Source organism: Algoriphagus hitonicola (assembly GCF_900113375.1).
In the GTDB taxonomy this organism is placed as follows: domain Bacteria; phylum Bacteroidota; class Bacteroidia; order Cytophagales; family Cyclobacteriaceae; genus Algoriphagus; species Algoriphagus hitonicola.
The window spans coordinates 181,690-200,530 of sequence record NZ_FOPC01000006.1; the positions used below are offsets into that span (position 1 = coordinate 181,690).

At 41.0% G+C, this 18,841-nt stretch carries 13 protein-coding genes; 6 read left to right on the forward strand and 7 right to left on the reverse strand.

Annotation, left to right across the window (positions count from 1 at the left end):
• Window positions 1–39 precede the first annotated feature (39 nt).
• Complete coding sequence (locus BM043_RS10095) at window positions 40–369, reverse strand: DUF3276 family protein (protein WP_092791257.1); 330 nt, start codon at window positions 367–369, stop codon at window positions 40–42.
• A gap of 172 nt (window positions 370–541) precedes the next feature.
• Entirely contained in the window at window positions 542–889 is a 348-nt protein-coding gene (locus BM043_RS10100; protein WP_092791258.1) for a 4Fe-4S binding protein, read from the reverse strand.
• Between the two features lie 127 nt (window positions 890–1,016).
• On the opposite strand from BM043_RS10100, the gene BM043_RS10105 reads away from it, so the two are divergent.
• Window positions 1,017–2,033, forward strand: a complete 1,017-nt coding sequence (locus BM043_RS10105) for an acyl-CoA reductase (RefSeq protein WP_092791259.1) — start codon at window positions 1,017–1,019, stop codon at window positions 2,031–2,033.
• Between the two features lie 4 nt (window positions 2,034–2,037).
• On the opposite strand, the gene BM043_RS10110 is transcribed toward BM043_RS10105, so the two are convergent.
• Window positions 2,038–3,795, reverse strand: coding sequence for a sensor histidine kinase (locus tag BM043_RS10110; protein ID WP_092791261.1), 1,758 nt, complete (start codon window positions 3,793–3,795; stop codon window positions 2,038–2,040).
• A 105-nt stretch (window positions 3,796–3,900) separates the two neighbouring features.
• Between BM043_RS10110 and BM043_RS10115 the strand changes: the two genes are divergently transcribed.
• The 5 genes from BM043_RS10115 to BM043_RS10135 all read left to right on the forward strand — a co-directional run bounded on the left by BM043_RS10115 (window position 3,901) and on the right by BM043_RS10135 (window position 12,128).
• Window positions 3,901–5,208 (forward strand): TIGR00366 family protein, encoded by a 1,308-nt coding sequence (locus tag BM043_RS10115; protein WP_143189509.1) that lies wholly within the window; start codon window positions 3,901–3,903, stop codon window positions 5,206–5,208.
• Window positions 5,209–5,348: 140 nt separating this feature from the next.
• A complete protein-coding gene (locus BM043_RS10120; RefSeq protein WP_092791265.1) occupies window positions 5,349–7,610 on the forward strand; it encodes an aconitate hydratase in 2,262 nt (753 codons plus the stop codon).
• An 86-nt stretch (window positions 7,611–7,696) separates the two neighbouring features.
• Window positions 7,697–8,290, forward strand: coding sequence for a hypothetical protein (locus BM043_RS10125; protein WP_143189510.1), 594 nt, complete (start codon window positions 7,697–7,699; stop codon window positions 8,288–8,290).
• A 1-nt stretch (window position 8,291) separates the two neighbouring features.
• On the forward strand, window positions 8,292–8,972 hold the full coding sequence (locus BM043_RS10130; RefSeq protein ID WP_092791269.1) for a DUF2490 domain-containing protein: 681 nt from the start codon (window positions 8,292–8,294) through the stop codon (window positions 8,970–8,972).
• Between the two features lie 246 nt (window positions 8,973–9,218).
• The gene (locus BM043_RS10135; protein ID WP_092791271.1) at window positions 9,219–12,128 is read left to right on the forward strand and encodes an ATP-binding protein; all 2,910 of its coding nucleotides are present in this window, start codon (window positions 9,219–9,221) and stop codon (window positions 12,126–12,128) included.
• Here the strand turns inward: BM043_RS10135 and BM043_RS10140 are convergent.
• From BM043_RS10140 to BM043_RS10155, 4 genes are all read right to left on the reverse strand, one after another.
• Window positions 12,116–13,060: a tetratricopeptide repeat protein gene (locus BM043_RS10140; protein WP_245753014.1), complete on the reverse strand. Its 945-nt coding sequence runs from the start codon at window positions 13,058–13,060 to the stop codon at window positions 12,116–12,118. The two genes, BM043_RS10135 and BM043_RS10140, sit on opposite strands and share 13 nt — an antisense overlap.
• Entirely contained in the window at window positions 13,032–14,138 is a 1,107-nt protein-coding gene (locus BM043_RS10145) for an AI-2E family transporter (protein WP_092791275.1), read from the reverse strand. Before BM043_RS10145 ends, BM043_RS10140 begins: the two co-directional genes overlap by 29 nt.
• A gap of 41 nt (window positions 14,139–14,179) precedes the next feature.
• Window positions 14,180–16,216, reverse strand: a complete 2,037-nt coding sequence (locus BM043_RS10150; protein WP_092791277.1) for a M3 family metallopeptidase — start codon at window positions 16,214–16,216, stop codon at window positions 14,180–14,182.
• A gap of 172 nt (window positions 16,217–16,388) precedes the next feature.
• On the reverse strand, window positions 16,389–18,809 hold the full coding sequence (locus tag BM043_RS10155; protein ID WP_092791420.1) for a zinc-dependent metalloprotease: 2,421 nt from the start codon (window positions 18,807–18,809) through the stop codon (window positions 16,389–16,391).
• Window positions 18,810–18,841: the final 32 nt, after the last annotated feature.

Consider the following 18,841-nt stretch of genomic DNA (forward strand, 5'->3'; position numbering starts at 1 on the left):
TATATTAATCTTCTATCTTTCAAATTTAAATGGACTTGATCATTCCCATTTTAATTCATCTTTGTATTCATCTTCGGAATCCTCATTGTCAAATTGCTCAAAATCATAATCTGGCAATAACTCTGTCCGGACATGATCCACGGATTCATTAAGTGCATCCACGAATTTCAGAAAATCTTCTTTATACAAGAAAATCTTATGTTTTTCGTAGCTAAAATTATCACCGTTGATTTTACGCTTACTCTCCGTGATGGTCAGGTAGTAATCGTTTGAACGGGTGGTTTTAATGTCAAAAAAATAAGTTCGCTTTCCTGCTTTTACTTTTTTGGAGAATATCTCATCTCTGTCATAGCCTCTTCTATCTTCCACAATGCGTATTAGTTTAGGGTTGTGCTGGGGTATTAAATTCAAACTAAGATAACATAATTCATTTCTTGTTTTCAAACCAAAATTTGATTTTTTTCAAGAAAATGTAATAAAACTGGTATAAGTGGTTTAAAATCAGAAATGAACGATGGTTATTCAAACGGGGGAGTTGTGATTACTCCCCATGAAGAAAGGCCTTTTTTTCAAGTAATTGGTCCTCAGTTTCTGGATGTTCAGGATCATCTACACAGCAGTCTACCGGACATACGGCAGCACATTGGGGCTCCTCGTGAAATCCGTTACATTCTGTACATTTTTCGGTGACGATATAATAAAATTCATCGGATACAGGAGTCTGCTTTTCAGTTGCGCTTACGACCGTTCCGTCTTCGAGTGTTACTTCTTTGAGTGAAGTTCCACCTCCCCAAGTCCATTCTACTCCTCCTTCATAAATTGCCGTATTTGGGCATTCCGGTTCGCATGCACCACAGTTGATGCATTCGTCAGTGATCATTATTGCCATATCTCAAACTATTTGATTTCAAAAGTAAGAAGCTTCCAAGACTCTGCCAATAAAAAGTTGTCATACTAACTAATTTAAATTAATTCTTGGCCTTGTTCGTATCATTTTAGGTAAATTTGCCCCCATTATGACAGTCGAAACACGAATTCAAGCTTTTATTCAACTAGGCGAACTCATTCGCAACCTAACAGCCAAACAAAAAGAATTGCTTTTTTCGCAAGCTGAAAACAGAAATAATTGGTTTACCCAAACCAATTGTGAGGACGCGATGGAGGGGATCGCATTTTTGCTGAAGGAAGAAAAATTAAGGACTTGGCTTGCTGCTTATCCTTTGGTCGAAAATATAGCCCCCAAAAAAGTGGGGGTTCTTATGGCTGGAAATATTCCCTTGGTGGGTTTTCATGACCTGATGACTGTGCTGATCTCCGGACATTATGCTCATGTAAAATTAAGCAGCAGTGATGAGGTTTTGATGAAGTGGGTGATTACCCGTCTCATTGAGATTCAGCCGGAATTTGACAAAAGAATAGAAATCTCCGAGATGCTCAAAGCAAAAGATGCCTACATCGCCACCGGATCGGATAACTCTGCAAGGTATTTTTCATATTATTTTGGGAAATATCCCGCCATTATCCGGCAGAATAGAACTTCAGTGGGGATTTTTGATGGCTCCGAATCGGAGGATGAATTAAGAAATTTTGGAAAGGATGTGTTCCAATATTTTGGATTGGGCTGTCGAAATGTTTCCAAGATTTTTGTAAAAGATGAGGACCAGCTGATTCGATTGTTGGATAGTCTGGAGGTATATCAGGATATGGCTAACCATCACAAATACCATAATAATTACGATTATAATAAGTCGATTTATCTAGTCAATGGTGAGCCTCATCTGGATAATGGCTTCTTGATTTTGAAACAAAGTTCGGAGCTTGTTTCACCCATATCGGTGCTATACTACAGCTTTTATGAAAATCTGGATTCTTTAAAAAATCAATTGGATACTCATCAAGACAAGATTCAATGTATCGTGGCTAATCCGCAAGTTTGGTCGGGAGCGGTTCCTTTTGGAGCGGCACAGCGACCGGAAGTATGGGATTATGCCGATGGGGTGGATACGATGGCTTTTTTGGCTGGATTAAAGTAGTGGATCAGGCAGAAGGCAAAACGACCGTAAATGCTGTTCCACTTCCTTCCTCGGATTCAACCTCAAGATGGCCTTTGTTTTTCTTGAGGTAATCTCTGACCAAAATCAACCCTAACCCCGTCCCGGATTCATTATGTAATCCTCTGGTGGTAAAGGAAATCCCATCTCGAAGTTTTATGAGATTTTCTTGGGAAATGCCAGCTCCAAAATCCCGGATCTCGATTCGCACGGTTTGATCTTTTCCTGAATTTGCGCTTATTTTTATTATTCCTCCCGGATCTGAGAATTTGACTGCGTTACTCACTAAGTTACGAATCACCAAATCCATCATATTTCTATCGGCAATGATTCGGAGGTCCTCTGCCGAGTCAATTTCGATTTTGATCTTGTTTTCTTCAGCGATACGACCCAAAAGTTTTTTCTGGTTTTCAAGAAGCGGTAAAACCTGAAATTCTTGTGGCTCAACATATTCTCCCCGGATCTGAGAACTAGCCCAAGCCAAAAGATTTTCCAAAAGAATGGAAACCTGTTCCATATTTCTAGATACTTCGGGTAGCATCTCGATAAATTCTTCCTTACTGATCATTCCGTTTTCTGTCATCCCGATCAATTCTTTCACTCCGAAAACAGGTCCTTTTAAATCATGAGAGATAATGCTGAAAAATTTATCTTTCAGGTCGTTGAGTTGCCTGAGATCATCGGCTTGTTCTCTCAGCTGCTGATTGATTTTCATTTCCTGAGTGATATCATCAAAAATCAAAATCGTACCACCTAAGATAGATTTCCTATCCAAAATGGGGATTGATTCTATTTTGATGTTAAAAATTTCCCCGCTTTTTTGGTATTCAGTGGTTATCGTCTGCTTTTCAAAAGACTCAAGTAATGCCAGTATTTTTTGGTTTTCCTCAAAAATCTCAGAAACATGAGCGCCCATTTTTATTTTAGAAGGGTTAGCGCAAAACTTTTTTGAAGCAGGATTGTACTCTATAATTTTATTTTTAGAGTTAAAAACTATGACCCCTCGGGTAATATTCTCCATGATTTTGGTGTGGGCGATGGGCTTGATGCTGAATAGATTATATTGGAGAATAGCAAATCCCAACAATAGATAAGTAAATAAAAAAGCAAATGGCGTAAGGTCTATCCCTTCGTAAGGTTTGATGATTTCGAGCTGATACATCAAATTGAAAAAGAGTGGAAAAAGTCCAGCGGCAATGATGAGTTGGGTTTGAGTCTTGAATAGGGGATCCGAAAATTGAAATCGCTTCCAAAGTATCAGGGTTCCGATGGCAAAAGCTAGGTAAGAGTAAATCGTGTGAATCAGGTACCAAGGTCCAATCTCAATGCCGAGAAAAGGAAAGGGACCGGAATCTTCTAACCAAGTCTTGGCGTAGTGCAAGTGGTGGAAATCATTGGTTAAAACTAATAAATAGGTAATTACAGGAATACAAAATGTGAGTAAAATTACCCACTTGGAATTCCAATCTCGAAACCCAGTATAACGCAGGGTGAAAATGATCCAAACTGCTGGTGTAAAGGATATTCCCAAATACTCCAGCTTGATCCAAAACAACATGTCCTCGAGCGTTTTGCTCGCCAACTCGAGTCCATAAAAGAGCGACCAAACTGAAGCGAAAAACATGGTCAACGCTATCCATCGAGTAGCCTCATTCAGTTTGATTGAGAGAAAAGTCGAAATCCCAACCACAAGGAGGCTTGTAAAAATCAATACTGCAGATAAAAAGTTTATCTCTAATTCCATGAAATTGAATAATTCTTGAAAAGAATTACTTGTAATGTTTGATCTATTTTGGCTTATTCGAAGATAATAAATCTAACCACAAGTCATACTAAATTGGAGGGTAAATTGGGATCAAAAAAAAACAAACTTGCTTTAATCTCACCGTTTAGTCTGGTCTTATTTCTGACCTTGTTTTGTTTGATCTTTGCGACTTTGATTCAAAGCGAAAAAGAGGAGTCAATCAGTCAGGGGCTTTTGCAGTCTCTGGTATTTTGGCAAGAAGGATTTTTTGGGCTCCTGGATTTTACCCTTCAGATGATGATGATTTTGGTTTTTGGCTATGCCTTAGCTATTTACAAACCCATTCATTCTTTCCTTCGCAAAGTTTCCTTTCTTCCCAATAGTCCTCTGCAGGCGGTAATGATGTGCGCAGGCATCACCATACTGGCGGGTTTGCTTAATTGGGGTTTTGGTTTAGTGATCGGCGCATTACTGGCTCGATTTGTTTTTTTGGCCATGAAAGAAAAAAGAATTGAAAGCAATCCAATACTGTTGGCTTCAGCAGGATATTTAGGAATGGCTGTTTGGCATGGTGGCCTGTCTGGATCAGCACCGCTGAAGGTCGCAGAGGTAGGCCATTTCATGCAGGGTCAAATTGGAGTGATTCCTGTTTCTGAGACGATTTTTTCCTCCTTTAATTTAGGGATTACTGGAGGCCTAATCGTCGTGTATTTCTTGACGCTTTGGTTTTTGTCTTTCAAAAAAGTCAACTATGAACAGCCCGTCTACTCACACCCGCTGAGACCCGTCGACCATCATGGAGAAAATTATCTTGGACTTGTTTTAGGTGGAATAATGATCCTGTTGGTTGGATGGAAAGTGATATCTCAACCGGAATTGAATCTGGGATTTTTAAATCTTAACCTAGTCAATTATCTGCTTTTTGGGGCCTGTTTGATGGCCTATCGCGGACTTTCTCAATTTACCGAGGCGATCACCGAAGGATTGAAAAGTTCGGTGGACATATTTATTCAATTCCCTTTTTATGCAGGGATCCTGGGGATGGTTACTCAATCTGGGCTTTTGGAATTGACCGTTGGCTATTTTATCGATAATTCCGATAGCAGTACTTTCCCACTTTTTGGGTTCATTTCTTCTGCCCTGATCAATCTTTTGGTGCCTTCAGGAGGAGGGCAGTGGGCTGTTCAAGGCCCGCTTCTAATGGAGATCAGCCAATCTCTGGGCCTATCTCCAGCTCGAATGGTGATGGTTTTCTCCTACGGTGATCAGATTTCTAATCTTTTACAACCTTTCTGGGCTTTGCCGTTACTCTCGATTACCGGGGTAAAGGCCAAGGATTTACTCAAAATTGGTCTTTGGCTTTTCTTAGCGGGCTTTACCTATTTAGCTGTTTTCATTTATTATTCTTTTTAGGCCCTTTCGGAAGATATCTAAAACGGTTTTAAATAAGGATAAAGCATTCTTTTGCTTGGTTGTTCGGTTACAGAAATTGGGACTAAGTTTCTATATTTGCACCAAAATTTTGAATCTTTTACTCACCTAAAACCAATAAAATGGCTTTTGATATAGAAATGATCAAGGCGGTCTATGCCCGATTCCCTGAGCGTATTGCCGCAGCTCGTAAGGCTGTAGGCAGACCCTTGACCTTGACCGAAAAAATCCTTTATTCACACTTATCCGAGGGAGAAGTTTCCCAGGCTTTCGAACGAGGAAAATCCTATGTGGATTTTCAGCCTGACCGTGTGGCTATGCAGGATGCTACTGCTCAGATGGCTTTGTTGCAGTTTATGCAGGCGGGAAGAGATCGGGTGGCGGTCCCTTCTACAGTTCACTGTGATCACCTGATTCAGGCAGAGGTAGGTGCGGTAAAGGATCTGGATAAAGCAAAAGATAAAAACCGTGAAGTGTATGATTTTTTGGCTTCTGTATCTAACAAATACGGAATTGGTTTTTGGAAGCCGGGTGCAGGGATTATCCATCAGGTAGTGTTGGAAAATTATGCTTTTCCGGGCGGAATGATGATCGGAACGGATTCACATACGCCAAATGCCGGTGGATTGGGAATGATCGCCATCGGTGTAGGTGGAGCGGATGCTTGTGATGTGATGGCTGGATTGCCTTGGGAACTGAAGTTTCCGAAATTAATCGGTGTCAAGCTGACTGGTAAAATGTCCGGCTGGACTTCGGCCAAAGACGTGATTTTGAAAGTGGCTGGAATTCTAACGGTAAAAGGCGGTACAGGTGCAGTAGTAGAATACTTTGGCGAGGGAGCACGATCCCTTTCTGCAACTGGAAAAGGAACCATTTGTAATATGGGTGCCGAAATCGGGGCGACTACTTCGATTTTTGGATATGATGAAAAATCCGCCGCATATCTGGAAGGTACCGGAAGAGCAGATATTGCGACATTAGCCAATGGAATTGCTGAACACCTGACAGGCGATTCGGAAGTGTATACTGAGCCTGAAAATTACTTCGATCAAGTGATCGAAATCAACCTCTCTGAGCTTGAACCACATGTCAACGGACCTTTTACTCCGGATTTGGCTTGGCCTATTTCTAAATTTGCGGCAGCAGTAAAAGAAAATGGTTGGCCGGCAAAACTGGATGTGGGATTGATCGGATCTTGCACCAATTCCTCCTATGAAGATATTTCCAGAGCAGCCTCTTTGGCCCAACAGGCTGTCGATAAAAAATTGACTGCCAAGTCCGAATATACCATCACTCCCGGTTCGGAGCAGGTTCGCTATACTGTGGACCGAGATGGATTCTTGGATACCTTTGGTAAAATGGGTGGAGTAGTTTTAGCCAACGCATGTGGACCTTGTATCGGGCAATGGGCTCGTCATGGTGCGGATAAGCAGGAGAAAAATTCCATCATCACTTCCTTCAACCGAAATTTTGCCAAGCGTGCTGATGGAAATCCCAATACTCATGCTTTCGTGGCTTCACCTGAGATTGTGACAGCACTGGCAATAGCCGGAGATTTGACCTTTAATCCATTGACTGACACCCTGCTCAATGAAGACGGACAATCGGTAAAACTCGATGAACCCAAAGGTTTGGAACTTCCTACCAAAGGCTTTGCTGTGGAGGATGCTGGATATCTAGCGCCTGCTGAAGATGGATCGGTGGTAGATGTGATTGTGGATCCCAAGTCTGATCGATTGCAGCTTCTAGAGTCTTTCCCTGCATGGGAAGGAGCCGATTTGAAAGGCTTAAAATTATTGATCAAAGCAAAGGGAAAATGTACTACTGACCATATTTCTATGGCAGGTCCTTGGTTGAGATACCGTGGGCATTTGGACAATATCTCCAACAACATGCTGATCGGTGCGGTCAACTCCTTTAATGACAAAACCAACTCCGTAAAGAACCAATTGACCGGTGAATATGGAGAGGTTCCAGCTACTCAGCGTCATTATAAGCAAATGGGCATCGGGACAGTTGTCGTCGGTGATGAAAATTACGGGGAAGGGTCTTCCCGTGAGCATGCGGCAATGGAGCCTCGGTTTTTAGGCGTTAGAGCGATTTTGGTGAAATCTTTTGCCCGAATCCATGAAACCAACCTGAAAAAACAGGGAATGCTGGCGCTGACTTTTGATGATCCTTTTGATTACGATAAGGTTTTAGAAGATGATTCGATTGATATTATTGGATTGGATTCATTTGCTCCCGGCAAATCACTTCAGGTGGTTTTGCATCATGCGGATGGAAGTTCGGATACCATTAAAGTCAATCATACCTATAATGAAGGCCAAATCGGATGGTTTAAGGCAGGTTCAGCGCTTAACTTGATCAAGGCAGGAATTTAATATCCATACGAATAAGTATAGAAAACCGTAGTCAAAGAACTGACTGCGGTTTTTTTTCGTTTTCTGTCCAATTAATGGAATCAAAGATGAGGTTTATCAAGACAGTTGTTTTCAGTATTTTTGTTTTCCCTTTTCTGCCCTCATTTGGCTTTGCCCAAAACGAAGTAAAAATCGAGCGGGAGGTCGGGATCAAAGAAAAACTAGTGCCCTCTGAGGCTAGTGAATGGCTTTATGATGCATTTGAAGAAGCAAAAAAGCCTAATTGGTTTCAGGAGTTTTCTTTGAATGGGTATTCCTATGAGGCTAAATTCAGACTGGAAGGGAAATATTACAGTGTGGAGTTTGATTCCTTGGGGAAAATCGAGGATGTAGAAATAGAGATGGATTTTGATGAATTAGACGATTCTGTAAAGAAAAATCTCAATCAATATTTTTCTGACAATTATGAGGTACATAAAATCAGCAAAATCCAAATCCAATACACGGGAGAAGAGGACGATTTAGAAGATTTTTTTGATGAGAATGAGAAAGAGGGCGTCACGGTTCGGTATGAAATCGAATACAGGGGAAAAGTATCCAATAAGGTCGATGAAATTTGGGAGGGAACATTTGGAGCCGATGGCACATTCATCACCAAGCGTAAAATAGAGATTAGAATCACAGATAATTTGATTTTTTAGGATGCGAGGATTTCTATTTCTTGGGTTGCTTTTTCTAAGCATTTCATCGGTTTTCGGACAAGATCGACAGACTTTCTTCACGGGTTTTTTCCCGGAATTGTCTCTGACCAAAAAGCTTGAAAACTCAAACAAGCTCAATTTCAAAGTCGAAAATCAACATGTGATGTATGATAATCGGATTGGGGATAAGCTTCAGTTTGATCATTACCGAACTGACGTGATGGGTTTTTACGATTGGAAACTCACCGCCTCTACCAGTGCAGCTATTGGACTTTTTCATCGATTTCAAGACGGCGCTGATGGTAATCGGATTATTCAGCAATACGCTTTTTTGAATCGTCTTCGGTCTTTCCAAGTCGGACATCGTCTTAGAACCGATCAAACGTTTACCAAGGGACAGAACGTCGAATGGAGGCTTCGTTATCGAATAGCCAGTGAGATTCCGCTCAGCGGTGCAAAGCTTGATCCCGGAGAGTCATATTTTTTGATTTCAAGCGAACCGATTTTCAGTCTGAAAGGTGGGTCATTCAATTTGGAGAACAGGTTGATTTTTACACTAGGCAAACTATACCCCAAAAATCAAAAATTGGAGTATTCGATTGACTACCGAACCGATGGATTTTTCAATAATCGCTTTCGAACTCGGCTTTGGCCCAAAATCGGATACTATTATAATTTTTGATCCAAATCAAAAAGTTAATTATTGGATTTTTACAAGATGATGAATTTCATGCCCTTAGATGTGTTTTGAGGGCTTTGGAATGGTTTCTGGTGAATTAATCTATATTTTTTTATGCATTTTTATTTATTTGAAAAGTAAAAAACTTGCTATGAAATACAAATTGCTGTATGTTTACGAAATCATATTACAGGTTGGACAAAATCCTGTAAAATCTAAAGCAAGACAGAATAGCGCAATTATCAATTCATGCAAGAACGGGGTATCAATAGTACTTTTAAAAAGATCATTTACGAGTCATCGGAAATGGTTTTTCTTGCGGATGATACGTTCCCCTACAATATTTTTTATGGAAATGAAGCCTTTGAAGAGCAAATCGGTCAACATTTAAATGAAAAGTCTCTCGTGGGTTTGGGATTGGATATCAATGCCTACATATTTAAAGAGGAACTGATTCTGACTCATGCTGGAAAAGAATATGGGTTTAGACTTGAACTCCCCACGGATCATTCCTCAAACTATTACTTGTTTTACAAAGGAAAAGAAATTCGTATTCACGGACTTCCTCCCAAAAAAGATGTTCAACAGTTTTTTAAGTCCTCTTTGGATTTGATAGCTGTGGGTCAGCATGATTACCTTACTTATGTCAACAATGCCTCGCTTCCAATTTTAGGTTATGATCCTGCCTATCTTCAAAATACCTCTCTTTGTGGGTTTATTCATGAAGATGATTTGGATCAGATCAGGGCGATTTGGAAATCAAAAGGCGGAGAAGATCAGCTTGGGTTTTTCAGAATTCGTTTTATCGATAAGCAGGGTAGCTACAAATACCTCGATTGCTCAGTTCAATTCACAGAAGATCGTTTTTTTATTTTAGCCCGTGATGTTTCCGAAAAAGCAAAAAGCGAATTAAATCTTAAAAAGCGAAAAGAACTTGTGAAAAATGCCGGGTCTCTGGGTGAGGTGATTTCCTGGGAGTATCGGGAGGAATCAGGTGAATTTTTATGGGATGATTCGGATCAGGATTTCTTCGAAAATCAGAATCAAAAACAGCTGGAAACCCAAATTCTAGCGAAGATTAAGGATAGAACTTCAGGATCTCAGGAGATTGAATTGGATTTTGAGTCAGTTCATTTAAAGGGAAATGCTCAACGAATCAACGCGGAGGAAGAGAATTCATCAGTTTGGGTAGGAGTGATTTGGGATGAGGGTCCAATCAGGGCTTTGGAGGCTAAAAGTCTTCTTCATGAAAAACTCATTTTAAATGCACCGGAACCGATCATTATTTCAAAAGGGGATGGGCAGATATACCTCTGTAATGCAGAATCAAAAAAACTTTTTGGACTGGGGAAAAACGAAATATTCACTCATTTAAAGGATATTGAGACACTTTTGGCCTCAAGTCACGAGTGGAAGTCCTGGATACAAACAGCTATCAATGAGGAAAGTACCACACATTTTTCCAGTGAACTGCTCAGTCAATCGGGGCAAAATCATGCTCTGGAGATCGCCGCAAGTCGATTTATAGATGAAGATGAAACTTATATTTTTCTCTCGTTTAGAGATGTATCCGAAAAGGTTTCCCTGGAGAAAACACTGGAGGAGAATAGTAATTTCCTCATGAATCTGACCGAGCAAGTTCCAGGAGGTTTGTATCAATTGGTTTTGGATGGAAACGGCAAAATGAATTTTTCCTTTTTATCCAAAGGAATTGCTTCTGTCTTGGGGCTGAAACAAGACGAGCTTGCTAATTTTTCTGATATATCCATGGCCATTTCTCGAGTGCACCCACTTGACCTGCCGCAATTGATCATGAGTTCGGTGGCTTCAGCCAAAAAATTGGATCCATGGCAATGTCAAATTAGAGTCAAAAGTGCTATCGACCCGACGGGTTACCGCTGGATTTTGGGAGCAGCACGCCCTCAAAGTCTCGACAATGGGGACATGGTTTGGTACGGATATTTGACAGATATCAGTCAGCAGAAGGAATTTGAGGCTAAACTTGATGAGGCTAGAAAGACAGCCGAAAAAGCAAGTCAGATTAAATCGGATTTCTTATCCATGATCAGTCATGAACTGCGGACACCGCTCAATGCGATTTCGGGATCGGTTTATTCTTTGCTTCAGGAAACACCTACCGATCAGCAGATGGGAGCCTTGAATACCATTAATTTCGCTGTGGATAATCTGATCATCATGATCAATGATCTGTTGGATTTCCAAAAAATCGAGGCGGGAAAATTAACCATTGAGAAGGCACCATTTAACCTAAAAGATCTCGTTGAGCAGGTGATTAGGGGTTTGTCTTTTCATGCCAAGGACAGTAAAAATAAGCTGGATCTTCACCTTTCACAAGGCCTAGATGCCCAGGTTAAAGGAGATAAGACCCGTCTTTCTCAAGTTTTGAATAACTTGATCACCAATGCCTTGAAGTTTACCAAAGAGGGGAGTGTCGACGTAACGGCCAAGCTCAAGGAACAATCAGACGATAAAATCACGGTTTATTTTGAAGTAAGAGATACTGGGATAGGAATCGCTCCCGAGCATCAAGAGCGGATTTTCAACGATTTTGACCAGGTAAAACCAACCTTCAGTGCCAAATATGGCGGTACGGGACTGGGTTTGTCAATTACCAGAAAGTTACTCAACCTGATGGGTGGCTCAATTGGCCTTGAATCCGCCGAAGGGGTGGGAAGTACATTTTATTTTGAATTGAGTTTTGATCTAATCAAAACCTCCTCAAATAACGGAACGGTAAAAGAAATCGCCAATGCGATGGACCTTTCTTCGCTTCATTTATTGATGGCTGAGGATAATGATGTGAATGCCTTGGTTTTAGGTAAAATCATTAAAAAGTGGGGTTATACTTTTGAGCGTGTTTCCAATGGTCTAGAGGCAGTAGAAGCTATGAAATCCAAAACCTACGATTGTGTACTTATGGATATTCAAATGCCAGTAATGGATGGTTTTGAGGCAACCAAAGCAATCAAGGAGTTTTCTAAAACTCCTGTTTTAGCCTTGACAGCTGCAGCCAAATTAGAAATCATGGAACAAATTGAAGCCTGTGGTTTTGATGGATTTGTGGCTAAGCCGATTGATGCTGCTGAACTTTTAAAGAAAATCCGAGAGGTAATCTATCAGAAAAATCAGAGTGCCTGAGCTTTTTGATAATATTCACTGACCAGTTCCATATCGGGATAATCTCGGTAAAGCTCCTGCAAAAATTGCACAGCCGAGAGTTTGTCCCCAATCATCACGTAGTAAATCCCCTTGTTTCGCTGTGCGTAAAGATTAGATTCGTCCATTCTAATGCTTTGATTGATCAGGTCAAGTCCTTCCTCCAATTGTCCCAAAAATAGTAAGTACAGCCCTTTATTGTTGTAATAATAAGGCTGTCGATTATTGAGCGTAATGGCTTTTTCTACACTTTCCAGCGCTTCCTGATACTTTTCTTCTTCGAATTGCAGCATCGACCGCAGATTGTAAATATTAGCTTCAAAAGGATTGATCTCTTCTGCTGTTTCTAAAATCTCAGCGGCTTTTTCCAGGTCTTTTTGGTAGTAATAAATAGTCGCCTGATTGACCAATAAATCAGAGTTTTCAGGGTCTAATTCCACTGCTTTGGAAAAAGCCTCCAATGAATTGGGGAAATCCTGGAGTTTTTCAAAAACCAATCCCGCCAAGAAAAACCCTTTCCAATTTTCAGAATCATTTTTAGTCAGCCAATTGGCTTCTTCTCTTGCTTTGTAAAACTCGCCATTGTCCAAATAGGCCAATCCTCTCTGAAAATAAGCTTCTGAGTAGGAGGGATTATATCGGATTGCCTGACCAAAACCCGCTATTGCTTCTTCCAATTGATTGATTTGAAGATGAGCGATGGCTTTATTGTACCAAGCATCGACATAACTGGAGTCCAAATCCAAGGCTTCTTGATAGAATTCAATGGCTGTTTTGGGATCATTCTCATCCATTTTTTCATTTCCCTTGAGCAGAAACCTCCCTTTTTTGTCCTCGAGACTATCGCAGGAAAATACCAGTAAAACCAAGATAATACTCAGCCACTTAATCGGTCGATTTTTTCGATTCATCATTTTTTTCCTCCTCGCTTGATTCCATATTTTCCTCTCCCAACAAAAGCGCATACGGTTTGGTTGATTCACTTAGCTCAAATATTTCTTTTAAAATTGCCAAAGTAGGAATGACCAGAATCATTCCTGCTATCCCCCAAATTGTTCCCCCTACCAACAAACCGAATAAAGTTAAAAAAGCGTTTAGATTTACATTTCCGCCTACGATTTTGGGAGTCAAAACATTACCTTCTAGCATTTGAATAAGCTGATATGCTCCTAAAATGGCGATAGGGTAAAATAAGCTGTCTTTGGTCAGCAAAGAATAAGTCACAGGGAGTAACACTCCGAAGAATGGTCCCACATAAGGGATAATACTCAAGAGAGCACCTACCACGCCAAAAAATATGGCATGTTTGATTCCTAAAACGAGGTAAACGGTAATATTTAAAACAGCCAAGATCACCATGACTTTACCGACACCGATGATGTAGCTTTGGATGACTTTACGGAGATTCCCGATCCGTTTTTTTACCATTTCGGGATCATATTCCTTATAGACCATGACCATCATTTTGGTCAAATGATCACGATAAAGCAGGAAAAAAAACATAAAAACCGGAATCAAAATCAATCCCGAAAGCGAACCTACAGTCCTGAGTGCAAAGGAAGAAATACTGCCACTATTTTCGGTTAAAATTCCTTTGATATATTCGGTATTGGTTTTTTTTCTGACCTCCGGGTCATATTGAAAACTGTTTTGGCTCCATTCATCAAACTGCGTTGCATAATTGGAAATTTTGCCTGAAACATCGTCGAAATCGTTCGTAAATCCTGCGAAATTAGTAATGATGAAAGAGATGATTCCTCCCACTATTAATATCATTGCCAAAAGGGAGAGGATAGTCGAAATTACTCTCGGGATTTTTCCTTTCTCGAGCCAGTTGCTGATCGGCGTAAATAGAATAGAGAAAAATCCTCCTAGAAATAATGGCACCAAAATGCCTTTGGCGACAATTAGGGTAAAAATCAGCACTATGATCAATAGCATCACAGCTAATGCTTTGAGATAGGCAGGTAAAATTAATTTATCGGTTTTCATAGCTGGAGGGGTTGTCTGACAGGAAATAGCACTTTTTTAATCTATTTCACAAGTAATCCGGCCCTTCTTAAGAGGGCGTCGGGTTTTGGATCACGTCCTCTAAACCGCTTGTAAAGAATACTTGGATGAACAGTTCCCCCTGCCGAAAGCACATGTGCGGCAAAAGATCGGGCGGTTTCTGGATCAAAAACTCCTTTTTCCTGAAACAATTCAAAGGCATCCGCATCCAAAACTTCCGCCCATTTGTAACTATAGTAACCTGCCGCGTATCCCCCCTGGAAGATGTGAGAAAATGAAGTACTCATCATCGTCCCCGGCACTGTGGGAAGCAATTCGGTTTTCTGCATAATTGATTTTTCAAACTCCCCGATTTCGGAAATTTCTTCTGGGTTTTGACTATGATAAGCCATATCCAGCAGTCCAAAGCTGATTTGCCTTACCGTTTGATAGCCTTGTTGAAAATTTGCAGATTTTTTGATTTTCTCAATCAATTCAGCCGGGATTTTTTCACCCGTTTGGAAGTGCTGGGCAAAAAGATCCAAGCACTCTTTTTCATAACACCAGTTCTCGAATATTTGGGAAGGGAGTTCCACAAAATCCCAATAAACGCTGGTACCTGACAGGGATTGGTAGGTGCTGTTGGCTAGCATCCCGTGGAGGGCATGACCAAACTCATGAAATAAAGTAGTGACCTCATTGAAAGTCAATAGACTCGGCTTAGTTTTCGTCGGCTTGGTAAAATTGCAGACAATGGAGACATGAGGCCGCAGGTTTTTGTTTTCGAGTTTATATTGACTTCTGTAGCTAGTCATCCATGCTCCGTTTCGCTTTCCGGATCTTGGGAAAAAATCGGCGTAAAAAACCGCAATATGTTCTCCGTTTTCTCCCTGGACTTCATAAGCTGTCACATCTTTGTGATAAACCGGGATTTTTGGATTGGGGACGAAGGTCAAACCATACAATTTTTGTGCAGTTTGAAATACGCCATCGATTACTTTTTCCAGTTGAAAATATGGGCGTAGAATTTCATCGTCTAACTCAAATTTCTCCTTTTTCAACAATTCTGAATAATAGGCGAAATCCCATTTTTCAAGACGGTCGATGTGATCTAGTTTTTTGGCGAAATCTTCCAGTTCGGCCACTTCTTTTTCCGCTTTTGGCTTTGCTTTTTCAAGTAGATTTTCCAGAAAATCCATTACTGATTTCGCACTTTTTGCCATGCGCTCTTCCAAAACAAAATCCGCATGACTCCGATAGCCGAGGAGATTAGCCCGGTCATTTTTTAAGCGTAAAATATTTTTAATTACCTCTTTGTTATCCAGCTCATCACCTTTGGAAGATTTGCTATTGTAAGCCAGAAAAAGGAGCCTACGAAGCGGTCGGCTCTTCAAATAGGTCATCGCAGGAATGTATGAAGGATAGTCCAGTGAAAAGGCCCATTGACCGTCTTTACCCTTTTCTTCGGCGGTTTGTGCGGCTGCTTCCTTGATTCCATCGGGTAGACCCTCGAGATCCGATTCATCGGAAACGAAGTGCACAAAGCGATTAGTCTCCGCAAGTACATGTTCTCCAAATTTCAGGGATAATTGAGCTAACTCTTGATCGATCTTACGAAGTTTTTCAGCATCCTTTTGGTTGAGTTTAGCTCCGTTTCTGACGAAGGATTTGAAGGTTTTATCCAAGAGCATCCCTTGTTCCTCTGAGAGTGAAAGGGAATCCTTTTGATCATAGACCTGAGAAACTCGCTGAAAAAGCTCTTGATCCAATAAGATGTCATTAGAATATTCTGTCAAAAGGGGAGAAATTTCCCGGGCTAATTTTTGGATCTCATCTGAAGTCTCTGCTGAATTTAAATTGAAAAAAATCCCCGAAACGACCGAAAGCTCTTTTCCCGCCTGATCGAGTGCTTCGATAGTGTTTTGAAAGGTAGGAATACTTTGGCTTTTGATTTGGGCAATTTCGGTTTTTGCCCGTTCGATTAATTCCTGAATGGCAGGTAAAAAATGCTGGGTTTGAATTTGATCGAAAGGTGGGGTTTGAAAAGGTGTTTCAAAAGTAGTTAATAGTGGGTTATTCATTTGATATTTTTTTTACACAAATCTGACTGATGATTTAAAAACAGATTCATCTGTAATGCGTTCCAAAATTACAGAATTGATTTTAGAAATTGGGAGTGGAGATTTCTCATTCTCATTTATAAAAATGCATTAGAATAAGATCTAAAAAAAGCCGGAATTACCCGGCTTTTGATTAATAATCGTAATCGCAACTCATGATGTCGCTGCCGATCGGAGCACCATCGGGGATTTTAAGTGGTGATTGAGGTGTTAGTTCCTCTGGTAAAGACAAATAAGCCTCTATTTTTTCCATGAGATATTCTCGATGTGCTTGAAGAGGCTGCTGGCTGGGTACATCTTGGTTTTTGAGTTGATTGAGATGAAATCTGGCCAAGGCTCTGACAGTTTGAGAAGCTCCCGAATCTTTGGATAAATTAATCAGTCCATCCACAAATTTTGATTCGGTCATCAGTTTAATTTCTCCTTGAGGACCTTCTTCCAGATTACTTGCAAAAAGCTGATCGCTTACTTTTTGAAGATAATCCTCTAATCCCATCAGGTTGCTGTCTTGGAGCTTTTGTAAATATATTCGATTGACACGGCCAGTTTCCATCATAAGCCCAAGTGTCAGATCTACTACACTTTCGGCCGGAGCAATCGGGTCAAAAATGGGACCCATGCGGGAGACAAATGTCTCGCGGTTTCTTCCATATCCGAAAGGTCTCGGAGGGATTAAAGCCAAGATGGATGCTGGCACTTCCAGATGCTCAGGCGAAATGGTATTCAACAATGCATCCAGTGCCTTTTGCTGCTCAGCGTTTGACACCCATTGATGCCTGGACTGATTGTCTCCTTTTACTTTATAAGTGAAATCCATTCCGCCGAGGAGCTTGCTGGTAGCTTCTACTTGATAGCGATGCATCATGTACAGGGGTACCAATACCTCTTCTATAAGTGCCTCAGGAGTGCCATCTGGAATAGAATTTAATCCGAAACTTTTCAATTTATTTGCCCTTAGAGCCAACATTCTATTCAATTCTTCCGGTGCGGATGCTCCATTGTCCCAAAGATGAGATCGGGGATGAACACCACTTCGGTCTCTAGAGTCGGAATCGGTGATGAATTCATGACCTGCTTCGTAAGTTTGCTCAAGTGTTTTTTCCAAGAATTCTTCCTCGGACTCGTCCTCAGCTGGATATCCATAGCCATATTTAATAGCCCATTTATCCCAATCACCAATTTTGTCATCGTAAGAATCGCTTAAGTCCAATTCTCCATCAGCACTCTGCGTGATGACGGGATAAGGGTAGTCCATCACCGAAGTTCTTCCATTGGCAGAGGTAGCATAACTGTGAGCAAGACCGATGGTATGGCCGATTTCATGTGCAGAAAGCTGTCTAAGTCTCGCTAAAGCCAATTCCAAAAGCTTAGGATCGCCTTCATTTCCATTTTCAAATGGCTGAAGTAAACCCTGAGCAATCAAGTAGTCCTGTCTCACCCGAAGTGAACCTAAAGAAACATGTCCTTTTAATATTTCACCGGTTCGGGGATCGCGCACGCTACTGCCATAGGACCAACCTCGGGTAGATCGATGAACCCATTGGATGACATTGTATCTCACATCCATTAGGTCCATACCTTCGGGCGCCAATTCTACTCGGAAAGCATCTTTGAAACCCGCTGCTTCAAAAGCCTGGTTCCACCAGTTACCACCTTCAATTAAAGCCGAGGCCACGGGCTCAGGTGTGCCCCGATCAAGATAATACACAATTGGCTCTTCCACTTCAGAAAGTTCTGCACCGGGATTTATTTTGACTAGTCGATGTCTGGATATAAACTTTTTGACAATCGGATCGGATATCGCTGTTGTGAAATCCATGTAACTAATGGATCCGTATCCTGCTCTGGGATCAAATTCCCTTGGCTCATAATTTTCATCCGGTAGCTGGATAAAGGAATGTCTCATTCGGACGGTCACGGCATCAGGACTGGGGGTGACAGAGCGGATCATTCCTCCGCTGGCTTTTCCTGTTAGGGTGATAGTCGCTTCTACTTCTGTGTTTTGAGGGAAATTTTTGGTAGTCGGCTCATAAAGTCCAGACCGAGATGCATCAGTGCGATAGGTCCCCTGTCTGGCTTGACTAAGGCGATCTGCTACCCCATGGGCATCTTGCATATAAAAATTGGTCGCGTCTACCAGAAGCTTATCACCGTCTTTTTGTACGATTTCAAAACCCCAAAGTACTGACTCAGCGAAGGCATCATTTACGGATTTTACCTCGTAGGAATTATCAGAATACGCTCGGAAATCATAGTTTTTATGGACTAGAAATAGTTTGTTTCCGGTTTTTCTAAATTCGACAATACGGGTGTTTCCCAACTGTCCCCGGTCCAAGCCTAAATCATTGGAGCCGACCCCAGCAGTGAGGGAATTGACATAAAGGAATTCGTTTTCAAGCTGATCAATTTCTAAATAAATCTTACCCTTATCAGGTTCAAGATAAAAATCGATAAAGCCTTCTTTCTTTTCCATTTTGCTCAAATCCAAGTTTTGAGCTTGAATAGCAAGTATGGAAAGTAATGCTAAAAGGATGGTGGTTGCTGTTTTTTTCATAGGAAAATACTTTGAGGTCAAATTATCAAATA